The organism is Mesorhizobium sp. M0615 (assembly GCF_040320805.1).
Lineage (GTDB): Bacteria > Pseudomonadota > Alphaproteobacteria > Rhizobiales > Rhizobiaceae > Mesorhizobium.
Window position 1 is genome coordinate 67651 of the sequence record NZ_JAMYQI010000018.1, and the last position, 15172, is coordinate 82822.

Here is a 15172-nt window from a genome sequence, read left to right on the forward strand (position 1 = left end):
CCTCACCGTGGCCCTAGACCAGCCGCGACTGGTCCACCGCGGCCGAGATGAAGCTGGCGAACAGCGGATGCGGCTCAAGCGGCCGGCTCTTCAGCTCCGGATGATACTGGACGCCGATAAACCAGGGATGGTCGGGGTATTCGACCGTTTCCGGCAGCACGCCGTCAGGCGACATGCCGGCAAACACCAGGCCGCAATCCTCGAGCCGCTCCTTGTAGTCGATATTGACCTCGAAGCGGTGGCGATGGCGCTCGGAAATCTGGGTGTCGCCATAGATGTCGGCGATCTTCGAACCCTTGGCGAGTTCAGCCTGATAGGCGCCAAGCCGCATGGTGCCGCCGAGATCGCCCGTTTCGCGGCGCTTCTCCAGCATGTTGCCTTTCAGCCATTCGGTCATCAGGCCGACGACCGGCTCGTCGGTCGGACCGAATTCGGTCGACGAGGCGTGTTCGACGCCGGCCAGCGAGCGCGCCGCCTCGATGCAGGCCATCTGCATGCCGAAGCAGATGCCGAAATACGGCACCTTGCGCTCGCGGGCGAATTTCGCCGCCAGGATCTTGCCTTCCGAGCCGCGCTCGCCGAAGCCGCCGGGCACCAGGATGCCGTGCACCTTTTCCAGCCACGGCGTGGGGTCTTCCTTCTCGAAAATCTCGCTCTCGATCCAGTCGAGCTTGACCTTGACGCGGTTGGCCATGCCGCCATGCGACAAAGCCTCGATCAGCGATTTGTAGGCATCCTTGAGGCCGGTGTATTTGCCGACAATGGCAATCGTCACCTCGCCTTCCGGATTGTGGATGCGGTTGGACACGGCCTGCCAGGGCTCCATACGTGGCTTCGGCGCCGGATCGATACCGAAGGCGGCCAGCACTTCCGAATCGAGCCCTTCCTTGTGGTAAGCCATCGGCACGTCATAGATGTGGGGCACGTCGAGCGCCTGGATGACGGCACTTTCGCGCACATTGCAGAACAGCGACAGTTTTCTGCGCTCTTCCTTGGGGATGGCGCGGTCGGCGCGGACCAGCAGGATATCGGGCGCGATGCCGATGCCGCGCAGTTCCTTGACCGAATGCTGGGTCGGCTTGGTCTTCAACTCGCCGGCCGTCGGGATGTAAGGCATCAAGGTCAGGTGGACATAGACGGCGTTGTTGCGCGGCAGATCGTTGCCGAGCTGGCGGATAGCCTCGAGAAACGGCATCGCCTCGATATCGCCAACCGTACCGCCGATCTCGCACAGCACGAAATCATAGTCGTCATTGCCGTCGAGCACGAAATTCTTGATCTCATCGGTGACATGCGGAATGACCTGCACGGTGGCGCCGAGATAGTCGCCGCGCCGTTCGCGCTCGATGATGTTCTTGTAGATGCGGCCGGTGGTGATGTTGTCTTGCTGGTTGGCCGAGCGGCCGGTGAAGCGCTCGTAATGGCCAAGATCGAGATCGGTCTCGGCGCCGTCATCGGTGACGAAAACCTCGCCATGCTGGTAAGGCGACATAGTTCCGGGATCGACATTGAGATAGGGATCGAGCTTTTTGATGCGTGCGCGATAGCCTCGCGCCTGCAAGAGAGCCCCAAGGGCCGCTGCAGCGATGCCTTTTCCAAGTGAGGAAACCACGCCGCCTGTGATGAATACATATCGCGCCATGGGAGTCATCGCTTAACGCGGCCGAATTGATTCCGCCAGAGAAAAAACCGCCGCTGAGGCTTTTTCCAGAGAAGGCGCGATAGTCCCGAGGTTCGAGACTGGTGTTTTGGTCAAAACAAAAGGGCCGGCAAAAGCCGGCCCTTTCGGCAGGTTTGTGAAAGCGTCAGATGATGACGACCTTGGTGCCGACCCTGACGCGGCTGTAGAGGTCCATGACGTGCTCGTTGATCATGCGGAAGCAGCCATTGGAGGCGCTGGTTCCGATCGACTGCGGCGCGATGGTGCCGTGGATGCGCAGATGCGTGTCCTTCTTGCCGTCGTAGAGATAGATGGCGCGGGCGCCTAGCGGGTTCTGGCCGCCGCCGGGCATGCCGTCCTTGTACTGGCCATAATGCTTGGGTTCTCGCTTCTGCATGTCGAGAGTCGGGATCCAGCGCGGCCATTCCTGCTTGTCGCCAACGGCAACCTTGCCCTTGAACTGCAGGCCTTCGCGGCCGACCGCGATCGCATAGCGGCGGGCGGTGAAAGCCGATTCGACGAGGTAGAGGCGGCGCGCGCTGGTATCGATGACGATCGTACCCGGCTCGTAGCCGCTGAATTCGACGTCCTGCGGCACGAATTCCGGCTTCACCTTGAACTGTTTCTTGGCTTGCCGCTTGGCGAGAGCCTGGTCGAGAGCGCGCGTCTCGGGGAGATAGGCAATGGACGAGGCAGAGGACGTGCCGCCGAACAGGCCGGCGAACAGTCCGCCACTCGTCGGCTTCTGGCCCGGGGCCTCGCTGCGCAATTCGCCATTGTTGCCGGTCAGCGCGATATTCATCGCTTCGGCCGGAAGCGGTTCGGCCGATTCGATCGGCTCGACCGGCGCGATCGGGTCAACCGGAGCGATGATCTTGGTGATCTTCTTGCCTGGCTTGGCGTCAGCGATCACCACCGGCTTGCCCTTGCTGGCCAGGAACGCCTGGCGCTGGGCGTCGGCCCTGGCTTTCGCCGCATCGCGCATCGCCACCTTGCGGGCCTCGAGCGCCTTGACGCGGGCGAGATCCCTGTCGGCGGCGATCTTGTCTTCGAGCTTGCTGATCTGAGCCAGATCATCCGGGCTCGGGTTTTTCTTCTTCTTGAGAAGCTTCAGCTGCGTCGCATCGCTCTTGGCGGCGACGTTGATGACAGCGGTTTTGCCAACCGCCTGCGGTGAGGTCATTGCCGGAGTGCCGGCGAAGGCCGCGGAGCTCATGCCGAATACGGCACAAAACCCCATGAGAATGAAGCTGCGAAGCTGCATGGCGAAGATCCGATCGTTCAATGCTTGTTGCCCACGGCGTCGCCCGGCGCCCCCCAAGGGCGCAGAAAGTGCCGCCGGCAATCTATAATGGAAGTGGCGTACGGGCCTCAAGCACGGGGTGCGGTCGAATCTTCGTGATCGTGTGCCATTTGCCGCGACTGTGTTGAAACAACAACAGATCGCGGCATCTGACCGTACCGACTACTGGTTCGGAACCTGCGGCGTGACCGGCAAGGTAACGCCATTGGTAGCCGGCGGCGCAGCCGAATCGTCGGTTGCAGGTGGCGTCGCCGGAGATGGAGCCGTCGCCGGGGCTGTGGTGGCGGGAGCCGTCGCGGGCGGCGTCGTGGCGGCGCCGTTGGCCGCGGGCGCGGCCGGTGCGGTGTTGCCCGAAGGCGGCGTCGGCGCCGTCGTGCCGGGCAACTGATTGAGCACGCCGTTGCCGCTGTCGGCCGGCACGCGGTCGAGAATGTCGATCGGTTTTTCGCCATAGCGGGCAACGATCGAGAGTGTCAGCGACGTCACGAAGAAGGCCGCGGCCAGGATCGCCGTCGCCCGCGTCAGCGCATTGGCGGCGCCACGCGCGGTCATGAAACCGGAACCGCCGCCAATGCCGAGACCACCGCCTTCGGAGCGTTGCAGCAGCACCACGCCGACAAGGGCGAGCACGACCATGAGGTGGATGACGATCAGTACGGTTTCCATATTTTATCCTGGCAAGCCCTGCCGCTCCCTGGCGATCAGGGCCGGTGATTTGGAGGCGGCTCCATACAATGCTTTAACGGCATTTCCAAGCCCGTGGCCGGAATATGGGAAGCAATGCGCCCTTTGCAACGATTTCCGCCGAACTGCTGCGTTCATAAGTCGATGACGGAACTGGTCGGCAACGGGATTCCGGGGCCTACGCGATATTCTGGTATGCCTCGGCGATGGCGAGAAAGTCGGACGCCTTCAAGCTGGCGCCGCCAACCAGCGCGCCATCGACGTTTTTGACGCCCAGCAGTTCGACCGCGTTGGACGCCTTGACCGAGCCGCCATAGAGGATGCGCATCTTGCCGGCCACGGCTGCGCCGAGCGCTTCCGCCAGTTTTTGGCGGATATGTGCGTGCGCCTCCGCCACGTCTTCGGGGGTCGGCGTCAGGCCGGTGCCGATAGCCCATACCGGCTCGTAGGCGATAACGGTGTTGGCGGGCGTTGCGCTCGGTGGCACCGAGCCGGCGACCTGCCGCGATAATACGTCGAGTGCTGTGCCCGCTTCGCGCTCGGCCTTGGTCTCGCCGATGCAGATGATGGCGACGAGCCCTGCCCGCCACGCCGCCGAGGCCTTGGCGAGGACGATGGCATCGTCCTCGCTGCGCTGTTCGCGGCACTCGGAATGGCCGACAATGACGTGGCTGGCGCCCGCATCCTTCAGCATCTCGGCTGAGACACAGCCGGTGAAGGCGCCGCTTTCCTTGATGTGGCAGTCCTCGCCACCGGCCCGCACCGGCGTGCGCGACAGGATTTCGACGGCGCGCGACAGCAAGGTCGCCGGCACGCAGACCAATGCTTCGGTCTCTGCGTCGAGCCCGCTCATGAAGCCGTTGCCGATCATCCTGAGCTCGTTCAGCGAAGCGCTGGTGCCGTTCATTTTCCAGTTGCCGGCAACGAGCGGTCGAATTCCTGGCGTCATGGGGATCTGGTTCTCCGGGCGACATTGGGGTCTCGCCCTCCCTATCAAAATCAGGCCACAAAGCAATCGACAGTGAGCCGGAAGGGCGCTATTGCGCTTGTTTCAGACTCGGGCGCACGCAAAACTGCGCAAAACTCGGAAGTAACAATGCTTGGTATATTGAGAAGCGCGGCAGGGACCTGGGTCGCGAAAGCCCTGCTGTCGCTGCTGGTGTTGAGTTTCCTTGCCTGGGGCGTCACCACGCGGATGACGGGCGGCTTCCTGGCCGGCCATCATGCGGTGATCACCGCCGGCAGCACCACCGTGTCGATCACCGAGTACCGCCTCGCCTACGATCGCCAGATCGCCATGCTGCAACAGCAGATCGGCCAGCGCATCAGCCGCGACCAGGCCAAGGCCTATGGCATCGACAACCAGGTGCTGGCTCAGTTGGTGTCCGGCGCCGTCCTCGACGAACAGGCGCGCAAGCTCGGGCTTGGCTTCTCCAAGGACAGGCTGGCCGAACTAACGCGGCAGGAACCCGCCTTCCAGGGCCCGAATGGCCAGTTCGACCGCCGGCTGTTCGAATCCCGGCTGCGCGAACTGGGCATGCGGCCGGAGGATTATCTCAAGAACCGGGCTCAGGTGGCGGTGCGCCAGCAGATCGTCGAAGCGGTTTCGGACGGCCTCAAGGCTCCGGACACCTTCTTCAAGGCAGTTGCGCTCTATCGCGGCGAAGACCGCACCATCGACTATCTGATCTTGCCAAAGGCGTTGGTGGAGCCGATCGAGGCGCCATCCGACAGCGTGCTTCAGGCCTATTTCGAGGCCAACAAGAAAACCTACGCGGCGCCAGAATACCGCAAATTCTCCTATGTTCGGCTCGAGCCCGAAGACATCATGGATGTCAGCGCCGTGACCGACCAGCAGGTCAGCGACGACTACAACAAGAACAAGGGGCGCTACACCACGCCGGAAATGCGCACCATCGAACAGCTGGTGTTTCCTTCCGCGGACGCCGCCAAGGCGGCATCCGATTCGCTGAAGACGGGCGCCACTTTCGACAAGATCGTCACCGCGCAGGGCAAGACCCCGGCCGACACGCTGCTCGGCACGCTCTCCAAGGATAAGATCACCGACAAGGCGGTCGCCGATGCCGCATTCGCGCTTGCCGTCAACGAAGTCAGCCCGGTCGTCCAGGGCGCGTTCGGTCCGGTGCTTTTGCGCGTTACCGAGATCAAACCGGAAACGGTGAAGCCGCTGGCGGAAGTGTCAGACCAGATCCGCAAGGATCTGGCGCTTGGCGAAGCAAGCCGCATCCTGCTCGACGTGCACGACAATTACGAAGACACCCGCGCCGCCGGCAGCACGCTGGCCGAAGCCGCCGCCAAACTCAAGCTCAAGGACGTCACCGTCGAGGCCATAGACCGCACCGGCCTCAAGCCGGACGGCACCATCATCAAGGACCTGCCGGCATCGCCGGACCTCATCAAGGCGGTGTTCGAAGCCGAGCCCAACACCGAGAATCAAGCCCTGACCACGCCTAACAACGGCTTCGTGTTCTATGAACTGACATCGATCACGCCGGCTCGCGACCGCACGCTGGACGAAGTCCGCCAGCGCGTGGTGGCGGACTGGACGACAGAGGAAACGACCAAGCGGCTGACCGCGAAAGCAGACGAACTCGACAAGCGCCTCAAGGCTGGCACCACACTCGACGTCATCGCCGGCGAACTGAAGCTTGAAAAGCAGACCAAGCGCGGCGTGAAGCGCGAGGTCGACGATGTCGATTTCGGCAAGGAGGGTGCTGCTGCGATGTTCGGCGTCGGCGAAGGCGGCACCGGGCTGATCCCCTCGCCCACCGGCGACGGCCAGATCCTGTTCAAGGTCGCCGAAGTGTTCGAGCCGGCCGGAGCCGACGCCAGCTCGGTACCCGACGATGCGCAAAAATCCTTCACGCAAGGCATGTCCGACGATCTGCTCGACCAGTTGGTGGCGCAGTTGCAGACGCAGTACGCCGTCAGCGTCGACCAGGCCGCCGTTGCCCAAGCCCTCGCCCAATGAATGGCCCTAGCCCAATGAACGTCTTGGCCCAATGAGCGCCCTAAAGACCCATATCGCCAAGGTCGCCACGGGAACCGGGCTTACCTTCGACGAAGCGCGCGAAGCTTTCGACATCATCATGTCTGGCGACGCGACGCCGGGCCAGATCGGCGGCTTCCTGATGGCCTTGCGTGTGCGCGGTGAGACGGTGAGCGAGATTTCCGGCGCCGTCGCCACCATGCGTGCCAAGATGCTGCGCGTCGAAGCTCCTGAGGGCGCCATCGACATTGTCGGCACGGGCGGCGACAATTCGCATTCAGTCAACATCTCGACCGCTTCGGCCTTCGTCATTGCCGGCTGCGGCGTGCCGGTCGCCAAGCACGGCAATCGCGGCCTGTCGTCGCTGACGGGCGCTGCCGATGTGCTGGTCGCGCTCGGCGTCAAGATCGATATCCTGCCAGAGGTGATCGGCCGCTGCATCCAGGAGGCCGGCGTCGGCTTCATGTTCGCGCCGGCGCACCACCCTGCGATGAAGCATGTCGGCCCGACCCGCGTCGAGCTCGGCACGCGCACCATCTTCAACCTGCTCGGACCGCTGTCCAATCCGGCCGGCGTCAGCAGGCAGATGGTCGGCGTGTTCCTGCCTGAATGGATCGTGCCGGTGGCCGAGACATTGAAGGCGCTGGGCACCGAGCATGCCTGGGTCGTCCATGGCGACGGCTATGACGAAATCACCACCACCGGCGAAACGCAGGTGGCGGAACTGGCCGGCGGCGAGATCCGCCATTTCACGCTCACCCCGGAAGCCGTCGGCCTGCAGCGCCACACCAAGGACGAGTTGCGCGGCGGCGACGCCGCCTACAACGCCAAGGCGTTGCGCGACATGCTGGGCGGTGCTGCCGGCGCCTATCGCGATACGGTGCTGATGAATGCCGGCGCCGGCATGGTGGTAGCCGGCAAGGCGACGACGCTTGCCGACGGCATGGCCGCGGCCACACAGGCCATCGACAGCGGCCGGGCGCTGGGCGTGCTCGACAGGCTGGTCGAGATTTCGAACGGATGAGCCGTGGCTGACATTCTGCGCAAGATCGAGGCCTACAAACGCGACGAGATCGCGGCGGCGAAGGCGCGGATACCGTTGGCCGAGATCAAGGCGCGAGCCAAGGATGCCGACGCACCGCGTGGCTTTCTGAGGGCGCTTGAGGCGAAGCGCAGATCGGGCAGCTTCGGCCTGATCGCCGAGATCAAAAAGGCTAGCCCTTCCAAAGGCTTGATCCGTGCCGATTTCGACCCGCCCGCACTGGCGCAGGCCTATGAGAAAGGCGGTGCCGCCTGTCTTTCGGTGCTGACCGATGCGCCATCCTTCCAGGGCGCGCCGGAATTTCTCACCAATGCGCGCAACGCCGTCGCCCTGCCCGCGCTGCGCAAGGATTTCCTGTTCGACCCTTACCAGGTTTACGAGGCTCGCGCCTGGGGCGCTGATGCCATCCTGATCATCATGGCCAGCGTCGATGATGCCTTGGCCAGCGAATTGGAAGCGACCGCATTCGAACTCGGCATGGATGCGCTGATCGAGGTGCATGACGAGGCCGAGACGCAGCGCGCGGTAAAACTGTCGTCGCAGCTGATCGGCATCAACAACCGCAATCTCAGAACATTCGAGACCAGCCTCGAAACCTCGGAACGGCTGGCGTCGATGGTGCCGGGCGGCCGATTGCTGGTCAGCGAGAGCGGCATTTTCACCCACGACGATTGCTTCAGGATGCAAAAGACCGGCATCAGCACCTTCCTCGTCGGCGAGAGCCTGATGCGGCAAGAGGATGTCGCTGCGGCAACGCGGCTGCTTTTGACAGGCAAGGCGAAGGCAGAGGTAGCCTGACAATGGCAGCCGCCCTCACCCATCTCGGCGCCAAGGGCGAGGCCAACATGGTCGATGTCGGCGACAAGGCGGAGACGACGCGCACGGCGGTCGCCGAGGGCTTTGTGTCGATGCGGGCCGAAACCCTGAAGATGATCCTCGACGGCGACGCCAAGAAGGGCGATGTGCTGGGTACCGCGCGCATTGCCGGCATCATGGCGGCCAAGAAGACGCATGAGCTGATCCCGCTCTGCCATCCGCTGCTTTTGACCAAGGTGTCGGTCGACATCGAACCGGACACCACGCTGCCCGGCCTCAGGGTCACCGCGCTTGCCCGCGTCACCGGCAAGACCGGGGTCGAGATGGAGGCGCTGACCGCGGCGTCGGTGGCGTGCCTGACCATCTACGACATGGCCAAGGCGGTCGACCGTGCCATGGTGATTTCCGGCATCAGGCTGGTGGAAAAGACCGGCGGCAAGTCCGGCGACTACAGGGCGGGTTCGTAATGGCGCTGGTTCCGGTCGCCGAGGCGCTTCAACGCCTCCTCGACGGCGCTGTGGCGTTGCCCGGTGAAAGCGTCGCGCTGGCGGATGCGGCCGGCCGGGTGCTGGCGGAGCCGGTCGTGGCGCTGCGTACCCAGCCGCCTTTCAATGCATCTGCCATGGACGGCTATGCCGCACGGGCGCAGGATGTGGCGACCCTCCCCGCGAGGCTTTCGGTGATCGGCACGGCGCCTGCAGGGCGCGGCTTTGACGGCGCTGTCGGCAAGGCGGAAGCCGTGCGCATCTTCACCGGCGCGCCGCTGCCTGAAGGCGCAGACACCCTCGTCATCCAGGAAAATGTTCGCGATCTCGGCGGTGGCCGGATCGAGGTCACCGAACCGACGGCGAAGAACCGCAACATCCGCCGCCTTGGACTGGATTTTGCCCAAGGCGACGTGCTGCTGGAGAAAGGCCGCGTGCTCGATCCGGCTGCATTGTCGCTGGCGGCGTCGGCCAATCATCCCCGGTTGAACGTGGTGCAACGGCCGCTGGTCGCCATCATCGCCACCGGCGACGAATTGCTGCCACCGGGCAGCGAACCTGGCCCCGCCCAGATCATCTCGTCCAACGCCTATGGCGTCGCTGCTGTGGCGCAGTCGGTCGGCGCTCGCGCGCTCGATCTCGGTATAGCGGCCGATCGCAAGGAAGCGATCGCGGCGCTGGTGAAAAAGGCGGTCGATGCGAAAGCCGACGTCATCGTCACGCTCGGCGGCGCCTCGGTCGGCGACCATGATCTCGTTCATGACGTGCTGACCGGCGAAGGCATGAACCTCGACTTCTGGAAGCTCGCCATGCGCCCGGGCAAGCCGCTGATGTTCGGGCGGCTGGGCGATATCAGGTGCATCGGCCTGCCCGGCAATCCGGTGGCGAGCCTGGTCTGCTCGCAATTGTTCCTGAAGCCGCTATTGGCGCAGCTCGGCGGCCGTCCCCACCGGCAGGACATCCGCCAGGCTCAGCTTGGCGCCTCGATGCCGGCCAATGATCTAAGGCAAGACTATGTGCGCGCCGTGGTCCGGGAAGAAGCCGGCGCATTGGTGGCGACGCCGTTTGGCATCCAGGATTCCTCGATGCTGAGAATGCTGGCCGACGCCAACGGCCTGATCGTGCGCGAGCCCTTCGCTCCGGCGGCAGAAGCAGGCGCTGCTTGCAGCATTCTGATGTTGCGCTGAGGTCGCGGATCCAAACCGTTAATTCCAAGAGACAAGACTGGTTGTTACTCCGCCAGCAATGTCCGCGTCAGCGGATGTGTCGGATCGGCAAGCCCGTCGACGATGCTGAAATGATGCCGGTCCGGCTCGACCACTGTGCTGGTCGTGGCGCCGAGGCCGATCCAGATGTTGGCAAGCAGCGCATTCTGGCGCAGGAACTCCGCCCGCTCACCGCCGCCGGCCCAGCAGGTGATGCGTGCGCCATCCATCGGGCGCAGCAGCGCCGGGCTTTCGGCCAGTGCTTCCGCTTCATCGATGGCCAGTGTCCCATTCATCCCGGTGCGCATGATTGGCCGCAGGTCATGGACGCCGGAGATCGAGACGACATTGCGAACGCGGCCCGCCACATCGGCGGCCAGGGGTGTCGTTGTCGTCACCATCCTGGAGGCGAGATGGCCGCCGGCGGAATGCCCGGTCAGCATCACCGGCCCGCCGACCATCGTCGCCGCCTTGCCGATCGCCGCCGCGATTTCCCTGACGATGCCGGAAATGCGTATGTCGGGACAAAGCGTGTAAGTCGGCATTGCCACGGCAAAGCCATTGGCAACCGCGCCGTTGGCCAGATGCGACCATGGCTTGTTGTCGAACGCCTTCCAGTAACCGCCATGGATGAAGACGACGAGCCCTTTGGGCATGACATCGGGAAGGAACAGATCGAGCCTGTTGCGCGGGCTGTCGCCATAGGCGATGTCGAGCTTGGCCCGACCGGACGCCGACATTGTGTCGCGAAAAGCCTGTGCCGGTGTGTCCCACGCGGCCGGCCAGCGATTGCTGCCGGCAATGTTGTCGCCGTTGGCGTAGGCATTGTCCCAATCGGCAACACGATGTTGGAGCATCTGCATCCCTCCCGGATGGCTTCAGTTCAGTCGACAGGAATGGCCGCCGAACAGGGCGGCGTCAATCCTGCGACCTAAAAACATTTTAGGCTTGAAACAAATTTCGACTGGTGCGATCCTGCGCCTTGTTCAGCCATGGGCGCGAGGCAGACAGGGGCAGCCGAAAATGCTTGGGCCATCAGCGCATATCGACACATTCACGCGCGACAACCTGCCGCCGCCGGAGCAATGGCCGGAGTTTTTGCTCGACGGCTTCGACTATCCCGACCACATAAATGCCGGCGTCGAATTGACCGACAGGCTGGTCGAAAAAGGGTTCGGCGACCACACCGCGCTGATCGGCAATGGCCGCCGCCGCACCTACAAGGAACTGTCCGACTGGACCAACAGGCTCGCCCATGCCCTGGTCGAGAATTATGGCGTCAAGCCGGGCAACCGGGTGCTGATCCGCTCGGCCAACAACCCGGCCATGGTCGCCTGTTGGCTGGCCGCCACCAAGGTTGGCGCGGTGGTCGTCAACACCATGCCGATGCTGCGCGCCGGCGAACTCGCCAAGATCGTCGACAAGGCGGAAATCACGGTTGCGCTTTGCGATACAAGGCTGATGGACGAGATGACCGCCTGCGCCAAGGGCAGTGCGTATCTCAAGCAGGTCATTGGCTTCGACGGCACGGCCAACCATGACGCGGAACTCGACCGCGCCGCCCTCGACAAGCCGGTCACCTTCACTGCCGTCAACACCGGCCGCGACGATGTCGCCCTGCTCGGCTTCACCTCCGGCACCACCGGCGTGCCGAAGGCGACGATGCATTTCCACCGCGACCTGCTGATCGTCGCCGACGCCTATGCCCGCGAAATCCTGGAGGTGACGCCCGACGACATCTTCGTCGGCTCCCCGCCCCTTGCCTTTACCTTCGGTCTTGGCGGGCTCGCCATCTTCCCGCTGCGTTTCGGCGCCGCGGCGACGCTGCTGGAACAGGCGACGCCACCCAACATGATCCACATCATCGAGACCTACAAAGCGACCATTTCCTTCACCGCTCCAACCGCCTATCGGGCCATGCTCAAGGCCATGGATCAAGGCGCTGACCTGTCCTCGCTGCGCGTCGCGGTTTCGGCGGGCGAGACGCTGCCGGCGCCTGTCTTCGAGGAATGGACTGAGAAGACCGGCAAGCCGATCCTCGATGGGATCGGCGCCACCGAGATGCTGCATATCTTCATCTCCAACCGCTTCGACGACATGAAGCCGGCCTCCACCGGCAAACCCGTCGGCGGCTATCAGGCACGCATCGTCGATGACGAGATGCGGGAGTTGCCGCGCGGCTCTACTGGCCGGCTGGCGGTGCGCGGCCCGACCGGCTGCCGCTACATGGCCGATGCCAGGCAAAAGGACTATGTCCGCGACGGCTGGAATCTCACCGGCGATACGTTCACGCAGGACGAGGATGGCTTCTTCCACTTCGCCGCGCGTTCCGACGACATGATCGTCAGCGCCGGCTACAACATCGCCGGCCCCGAGGTCGAAGCGGCGCTGCTCTCGCATCCCGACGTCGCCGAATGCGCGGTGACCGGCGCCGAGGACGGTGAACGCGGCCAGATCGTCGAGGCGCATATCGTGCTTGTGCAAGGTGTTTCGCCGGACGCATTGACCGTCAAACGCCTGCAGGACCACGTCAAGGCAACGATCGCGCCCTACAAATATCCGCGTTCGGTGAAGTTCATCGACGCCTTGCCCAAAACCCAGACCGGCAAGATCCAGCGCTTCCGGTTGCGCGCGGAGAAGAGCAATTGATTAAGCCGCACGATCCGGCGTCCGATGGCGCGCAGATGTCGTTCAAGGAGCGGATGTCCTACAGCGACTATCTGCAGCTGGACAAGGTGCTCGATGCGCAGGCGCCGCTGTCTTCGGCCCATGACGAGATGCTGTTCATCATCCAGCATCAGACATCGGAATTGTGGATGAAGCTCGCTTTACACGAGATCGGCGCCGCGATCCGCTCTATCCGCGCCGACCGCCTCGAACCGAGCTTCAAGATGCTGTCTCGCGTCGCGCGCATCTTCGAGCAGCTCAACAATGCCTGGGACGTGCTGCGCACGATGACGCCAAGCGAATACACCGAGTTTCGCGACGCGCTCGGCCAATCCTCGGGCTTCCAGTCGTGGCAGTACCGCGCCATCGAGTTCATGGCCGGCAACCGCAACCTAGCCATGCTCGGGCCGCACAAGCACCGGCGCGATCTTACGGACAGGCTGGAAGCGATCCTGGCCACGCCGTCGCTGTACGACGAGGCGCTTCTGCTTTTGGCGCGCAATGGCTTCGACATCGGCGCCGATGCCGGGCGCACGGACTGGCGCGAGACGCGCGGTGAGAACGAAGACGTGCTGGCTGCCTGGCAAACCGTCTACCGCGACCCGCAGCGCTACTGGATGCTCTACGAACTGGCCGAGAAGCTGGTCGACTTCGAGGATTACTTCCGCCGCTGGCGCTTCAACCACGTCACAACGGTCGAGCGCATCATCGGCTTGAAGCGCGGCACCGGCGGCACCTCAGGCGCCTCCTATCTGAAGAAGATGCTGGAGGTCGTGCTGTTTCCGGAGCTCTGGACGGTCCGCACCCGGCTCTAGAGCATTTCACCGTTTAACGGAAACGGCGAAATGCTCTAGCTCTTTGATTGACGCAATTTCGGACGGAAAACCGCTTCACACTTTTCCTGAAATTGCTCTAGTTTCTTACGTAACCGCGGTCTTCACCGCGAAGCGGGCGTCCTGCCAGGCGCCGGTGCGCAGAATATCCTCCAGGACTTCGACCGCCTGCCAGACATCGCCATATCCGACATAGAGCGGCGTGAAGCCGAAACGGATGGTCGACGGCGCCCGGAAATCGCCGATCACGCCGCGCTCGATCAGCGCCCGCATCACCTGATAGCCATGCGGGTGGAGGAACGACACCTGGCTGCCGCGCTGGCTGCCGTCGCGAGGACTTTCCAGTTCAAGCCGGTAGGCGCCGCATCTGGCTTCGACGAGCTGGATAAACAGGTTGGTCAGCGCGATGCTTTTTCTGCGCACCGCCGCCATGTCGACGTCGTTCCAGATATCGAGCGCGCCCTTGAGCGCCCGCATCGACAGCACCGGCTGCGTTCCGCACAGGAAGCGGCGGATGCCGCTGCCGACGGCAAAGCCCTGCTCGAAGGCAAAGGGCCGCGCATGGCCCCACCAGCCGCTGAGCGGCTGGCTGATATCACCATGGTGGCGCTCGGCCGCGTAGATGAAGGCCGGCGAGCCCGGGCCGCCATTGAGGTATTTGTAGGTGCAGCCGACGGCGAAATCGGCATTGGCACGGTCAAGTTCGACCGGCAAGGCGCCGGCCGTGTGGCAGAGATCCCAGATGATCAGCGCGCCGGCGTCATGTGCCTTGCGCGTCAGCGCCGCCATGTCGCGCAACTGGCCGGATTTGTAGTTGACGTGGTTGACCAGGATGACGGCAACGCTGTCGTCGATCAGCTCCTCGATTGCGGCCGCGTCGACGCCCTCCAGCCGCAGCCGCGTTCCCGGCCGGGTCGAGGCGACGCCTTCGGCCATGTAGAGGTCGGTCGGGAAACTGTCGCCCTCGGCAACGATGACCGACCGAGCCGGCCGCATGCCGAGCGCGGCGTGCAGCAGCTTGTAGATGTTGATCGAGGTTGTGTCGCAGACCACCGTCTGCCCGTCAGCCGCGCCGATCAGTCGTCCGAGCTGATCTCCCAGTTCCACCGGCATGTTGAACCAGCCAGCGGTGTTCCAGGCGCGAATGAGGTCGTGCGCCCATTCCTGCGTGGCGGCCTGCTGCAATTCGCTGAAGACGGCTGGTGACGCGGCACCCAGCGAATTGCCGTCGAGATAAATTACGCCTTGCGGTAAGACAAAGCGTTCACGCATGGAGCGCAGCGGATCGGCGGCATCCATTGCTTCGATTGTAGCGAGATCGGGTGTCGTGCTCATGATCCGGCGCCCCTCCATGGACAAACGCGCGCGGCGGAGCCTGCCGCCGAAACATGCCGGCGATCTTGAGTGGTCGCCCCTTGAGCTGTCAAACATTATATATAATTCTTCCGTTGAAAGGCTTTGATATAT

At 63.7% G+C, this 15172-nt stretch carries 13 protein-coding genes; 7 read left to right on the forward strand and 6 right to left on the reverse strand.

All coding sequences use genetic code 11. The features are described from left to right. Nucleotides 1–13 precede the first annotated feature (13 nt). From pyrG to tpiA, 4 genes are all read right to left on the reverse strand, one after another. Nucleotides 14–1651, reverse strand: a complete 1638-nt coding sequence (gene pyrG, locus NKI46_RS26700; RefSeq protein WP_084633912.1) for a CTP synthase — start codon at nt 1649–1651, stop codon at nt 14–16. Nucleotides 1652–1805: 154 nt separating this feature from the next. Further along, nucleotides 1806–2924, reverse strand: a complete 1119-nt coding sequence (locus NKI46_RS26705; protein ID WP_023715809.1) for a L,D-transpeptidase — start codon at nt 2922–2924, stop codon at nt 1806–1808. A 201-nt stretch (nt 2925–3125) separates the two neighbouring features. Continuing rightward, complete coding sequence (gene secG, locus NKI46_RS26710; RefSeq protein ID WP_023715810.1) at nt 3126–3629, reverse strand: preprotein translocase subunit SecG; 504 nt, start codon at nt 3627–3629, stop codon at nt 3126–3128. A 196-nt stretch (nt 3630–3825) separates the two neighbouring features. Continuing rightward, a complete protein-coding gene (tpiA, locus tag NKI46_RS26715) occupies nt 3826–4596 on the reverse strand; it encodes a triose-phosphate isomerase (RefSeq protein ID WP_352748815.1) in 771 nt (256 codons plus the stop codon). 147 nt (nt 4597–4743) lie between these two features. Between tpiA and NKI46_RS26720 the strand changes: the two genes are divergently transcribed. Genes NKI46_RS26720 through NKI46_RS26740 form a run of 5 tightly spaced genes read left to right on the forward strand, consistent with a single transcriptional unit; the run spans nt 4744 to nt 10187 of the window. Continuing rightward, nucleotides 4744–6639, forward strand: a complete 1896-nt coding sequence (locus tag NKI46_RS26720; RefSeq protein ID WP_352748817.1) for a peptidylprolyl isomerase — start codon at nt 4744–4746, stop codon at nt 6637–6639. A 31-nt stretch (nt 6640–6670) separates the two neighbouring features. Next, nucleotides 6671–7681 (forward strand): anthranilate phosphoribosyltransferase, encoded by a 1011-nt coding sequence (gene trpD, locus NKI46_RS26725; protein ID WP_352741613.1) that lies wholly within the window; start codon nt 6671–6673, stop codon nt 7679–7681. Nucleotides 7682–7684: 3 nt separating this feature from the next. Then, nucleotides 7685–8497: an indole-3-glycerol phosphate synthase TrpC gene (gene trpC, locus NKI46_RS26730; protein WP_023750454.1), complete on the forward strand. Its 813-nt coding sequence runs from the start codon at nt 7685–7687 to the stop codon at nt 8495–8497. A 2-nt stretch (nt 8498–8499) separates the two neighbouring features. Continuing rightward, complete coding sequence (gene moaC / locus NKI46_RS26735) at nt 8500–8982, forward strand: cyclic pyranopterin monophosphate synthase MoaC (protein WP_023726639.1); 483 nt, start codon at nt 8500–8502, stop codon at nt 8980–8982. Next, on the forward strand, nt 8982–10187 hold the full coding sequence (locus NKI46_RS26740; RefSeq protein ID WP_352748820.1) for a molybdopterin molybdotransferase MoeA: 1206 nt from the start codon (nt 8982–8984) through the stop codon (nt 10185–10187). The genes moaC and NKI46_RS26740 overlap by 1 nt, the downstream gene beginning before the upstream one ends. A 44-nt stretch (nt 10188–10231) precedes the next feature. On the opposite strand, the gene NKI46_RS26745 is transcribed toward NKI46_RS26740, so the two are convergent. Further along, a complete protein-coding gene (locus NKI46_RS26745; RefSeq protein WP_023736581.1) occupies nt 10232–11062 on the reverse strand; it encodes a hormone-sensitive lipase in 831 nt (276 codons plus the stop codon). Nucleotides 11063–11228: 166 nt separating this feature from the next. Here NKI46_RS26745 and NKI46_RS26750 point away from each other — a divergent pair, with 166 nt between their 5' ends. Both NKI46_RS26750 and kynA read left to right on the forward strand, forming a co-directional pair. Next, nucleotides 11229–12854 carry an AMP-binding protein gene (locus NKI46_RS26750; protein ID WP_023671045.1) on the forward strand — a complete coding sequence of 542 codons (1626 nt, stop codon included), beginning with the start codon at nt 11229–11231 and terminating at the stop codon, nt 12852–12854. Continuing rightward, complete coding sequence (kynA, locus tag NKI46_RS26755) at nt 12851–13687, forward strand: tryptophan 2,3-dioxygenase (RefSeq protein ID WP_031196583.1); 837 nt, start codon at nt 12851–12853, stop codon at nt 13685–13687. The genes NKI46_RS26750 and kynA overlap by 4 nt, the downstream gene beginning before the upstream one ends. Before the next feature lie 105 nt (nt 13688–13792). Here kynA and kynU read toward each other — a convergent pair whose 3' ends face one another. Beyond that, on the reverse strand, nt 13793–15040 hold the full coding sequence (kynU, locus tag NKI46_RS26760) for a kynureninase (protein ID WP_352748823.1): 1248 nt from the start codon (nt 15038–15040) through the stop codon (nt 13793–13795). Between the last annotated feature and the right edge of the window lie 132 nt (nt 15041–15172).

Bases quoted from the DNA above. Each gene is read 5' to 3' on its own strand.
- pyrG (WP_084633912.1), bottom strand. From the start codon at position 1,651: ATGACTCCCATGGCGCGATATGTATTCATCACAGGCGGCGTGGTTTCC.
- NKI46_RS26705 (WP_023715809.1), bottom strand. From the start codon at position 2,924: ATGCAGCTTCGCAGCTTCATTCTCATGGGGTTTTGTGCCGTATTCGGC.
- secG (WP_023715810.1), bottom strand. From the start codon at position 3,629: ATGGAAACCGTACTGATCGTCATCCACCTCATGGTCGTGCTCGCCCTT.
- tpiA (WP_352748815.1), bottom strand. From the start codon at position 4,596: ATGACGCCAGGAATTCGACCGCTCGTTGCCGGCAACTGGAAAATGAAC.
- NKI46_RS26720 (WP_352748817.1), top strand. From the start codon at position 4,744: ATGCTTGGTATATTGAGAAGCGCGGCAGGGACCTGGGTCGCGAAAGCC.
- trpD (WP_352741613.1), top strand. From the start codon at position 6,671: ATGAGCGCCCTAAAGACCCATATCGCCAAGGTCGCCACGGGAACCGGG.
- moaC (WP_023726639.1), top strand. From the start codon at position 8,500: ATGGCAGCCGCCCTCACCCATCTCGGCGCCAAGGGCGAGGCCAACATG.
- NKI46_RS26740 (WP_352748820.1), top strand. From the start codon at position 8,982: ATGGCGCTGGTTCCGGTCGCCGAGGCGCTTCAACGCCTCCTCGACGGC.
- NKI46_RS26745 (WP_023736581.1), bottom strand. From the start codon at position 11,062: ATGCTCCAACATCGTGTTGCCGATTGGGACAATGCCTACGCCAACGGC.
- NKI46_RS26750 (WP_023671045.1), top strand. From the start codon at position 11,229: ATGCTTGGGCCATCAGCGCATATCGACACATTCACGCGCGACAACCTG.
- kynU (WP_352748823.1), bottom strand. From the start codon at position 15,040: ATGAGCACGACACCCGATCTCGCTACAATCGAAGCAATGGATGCCGCC.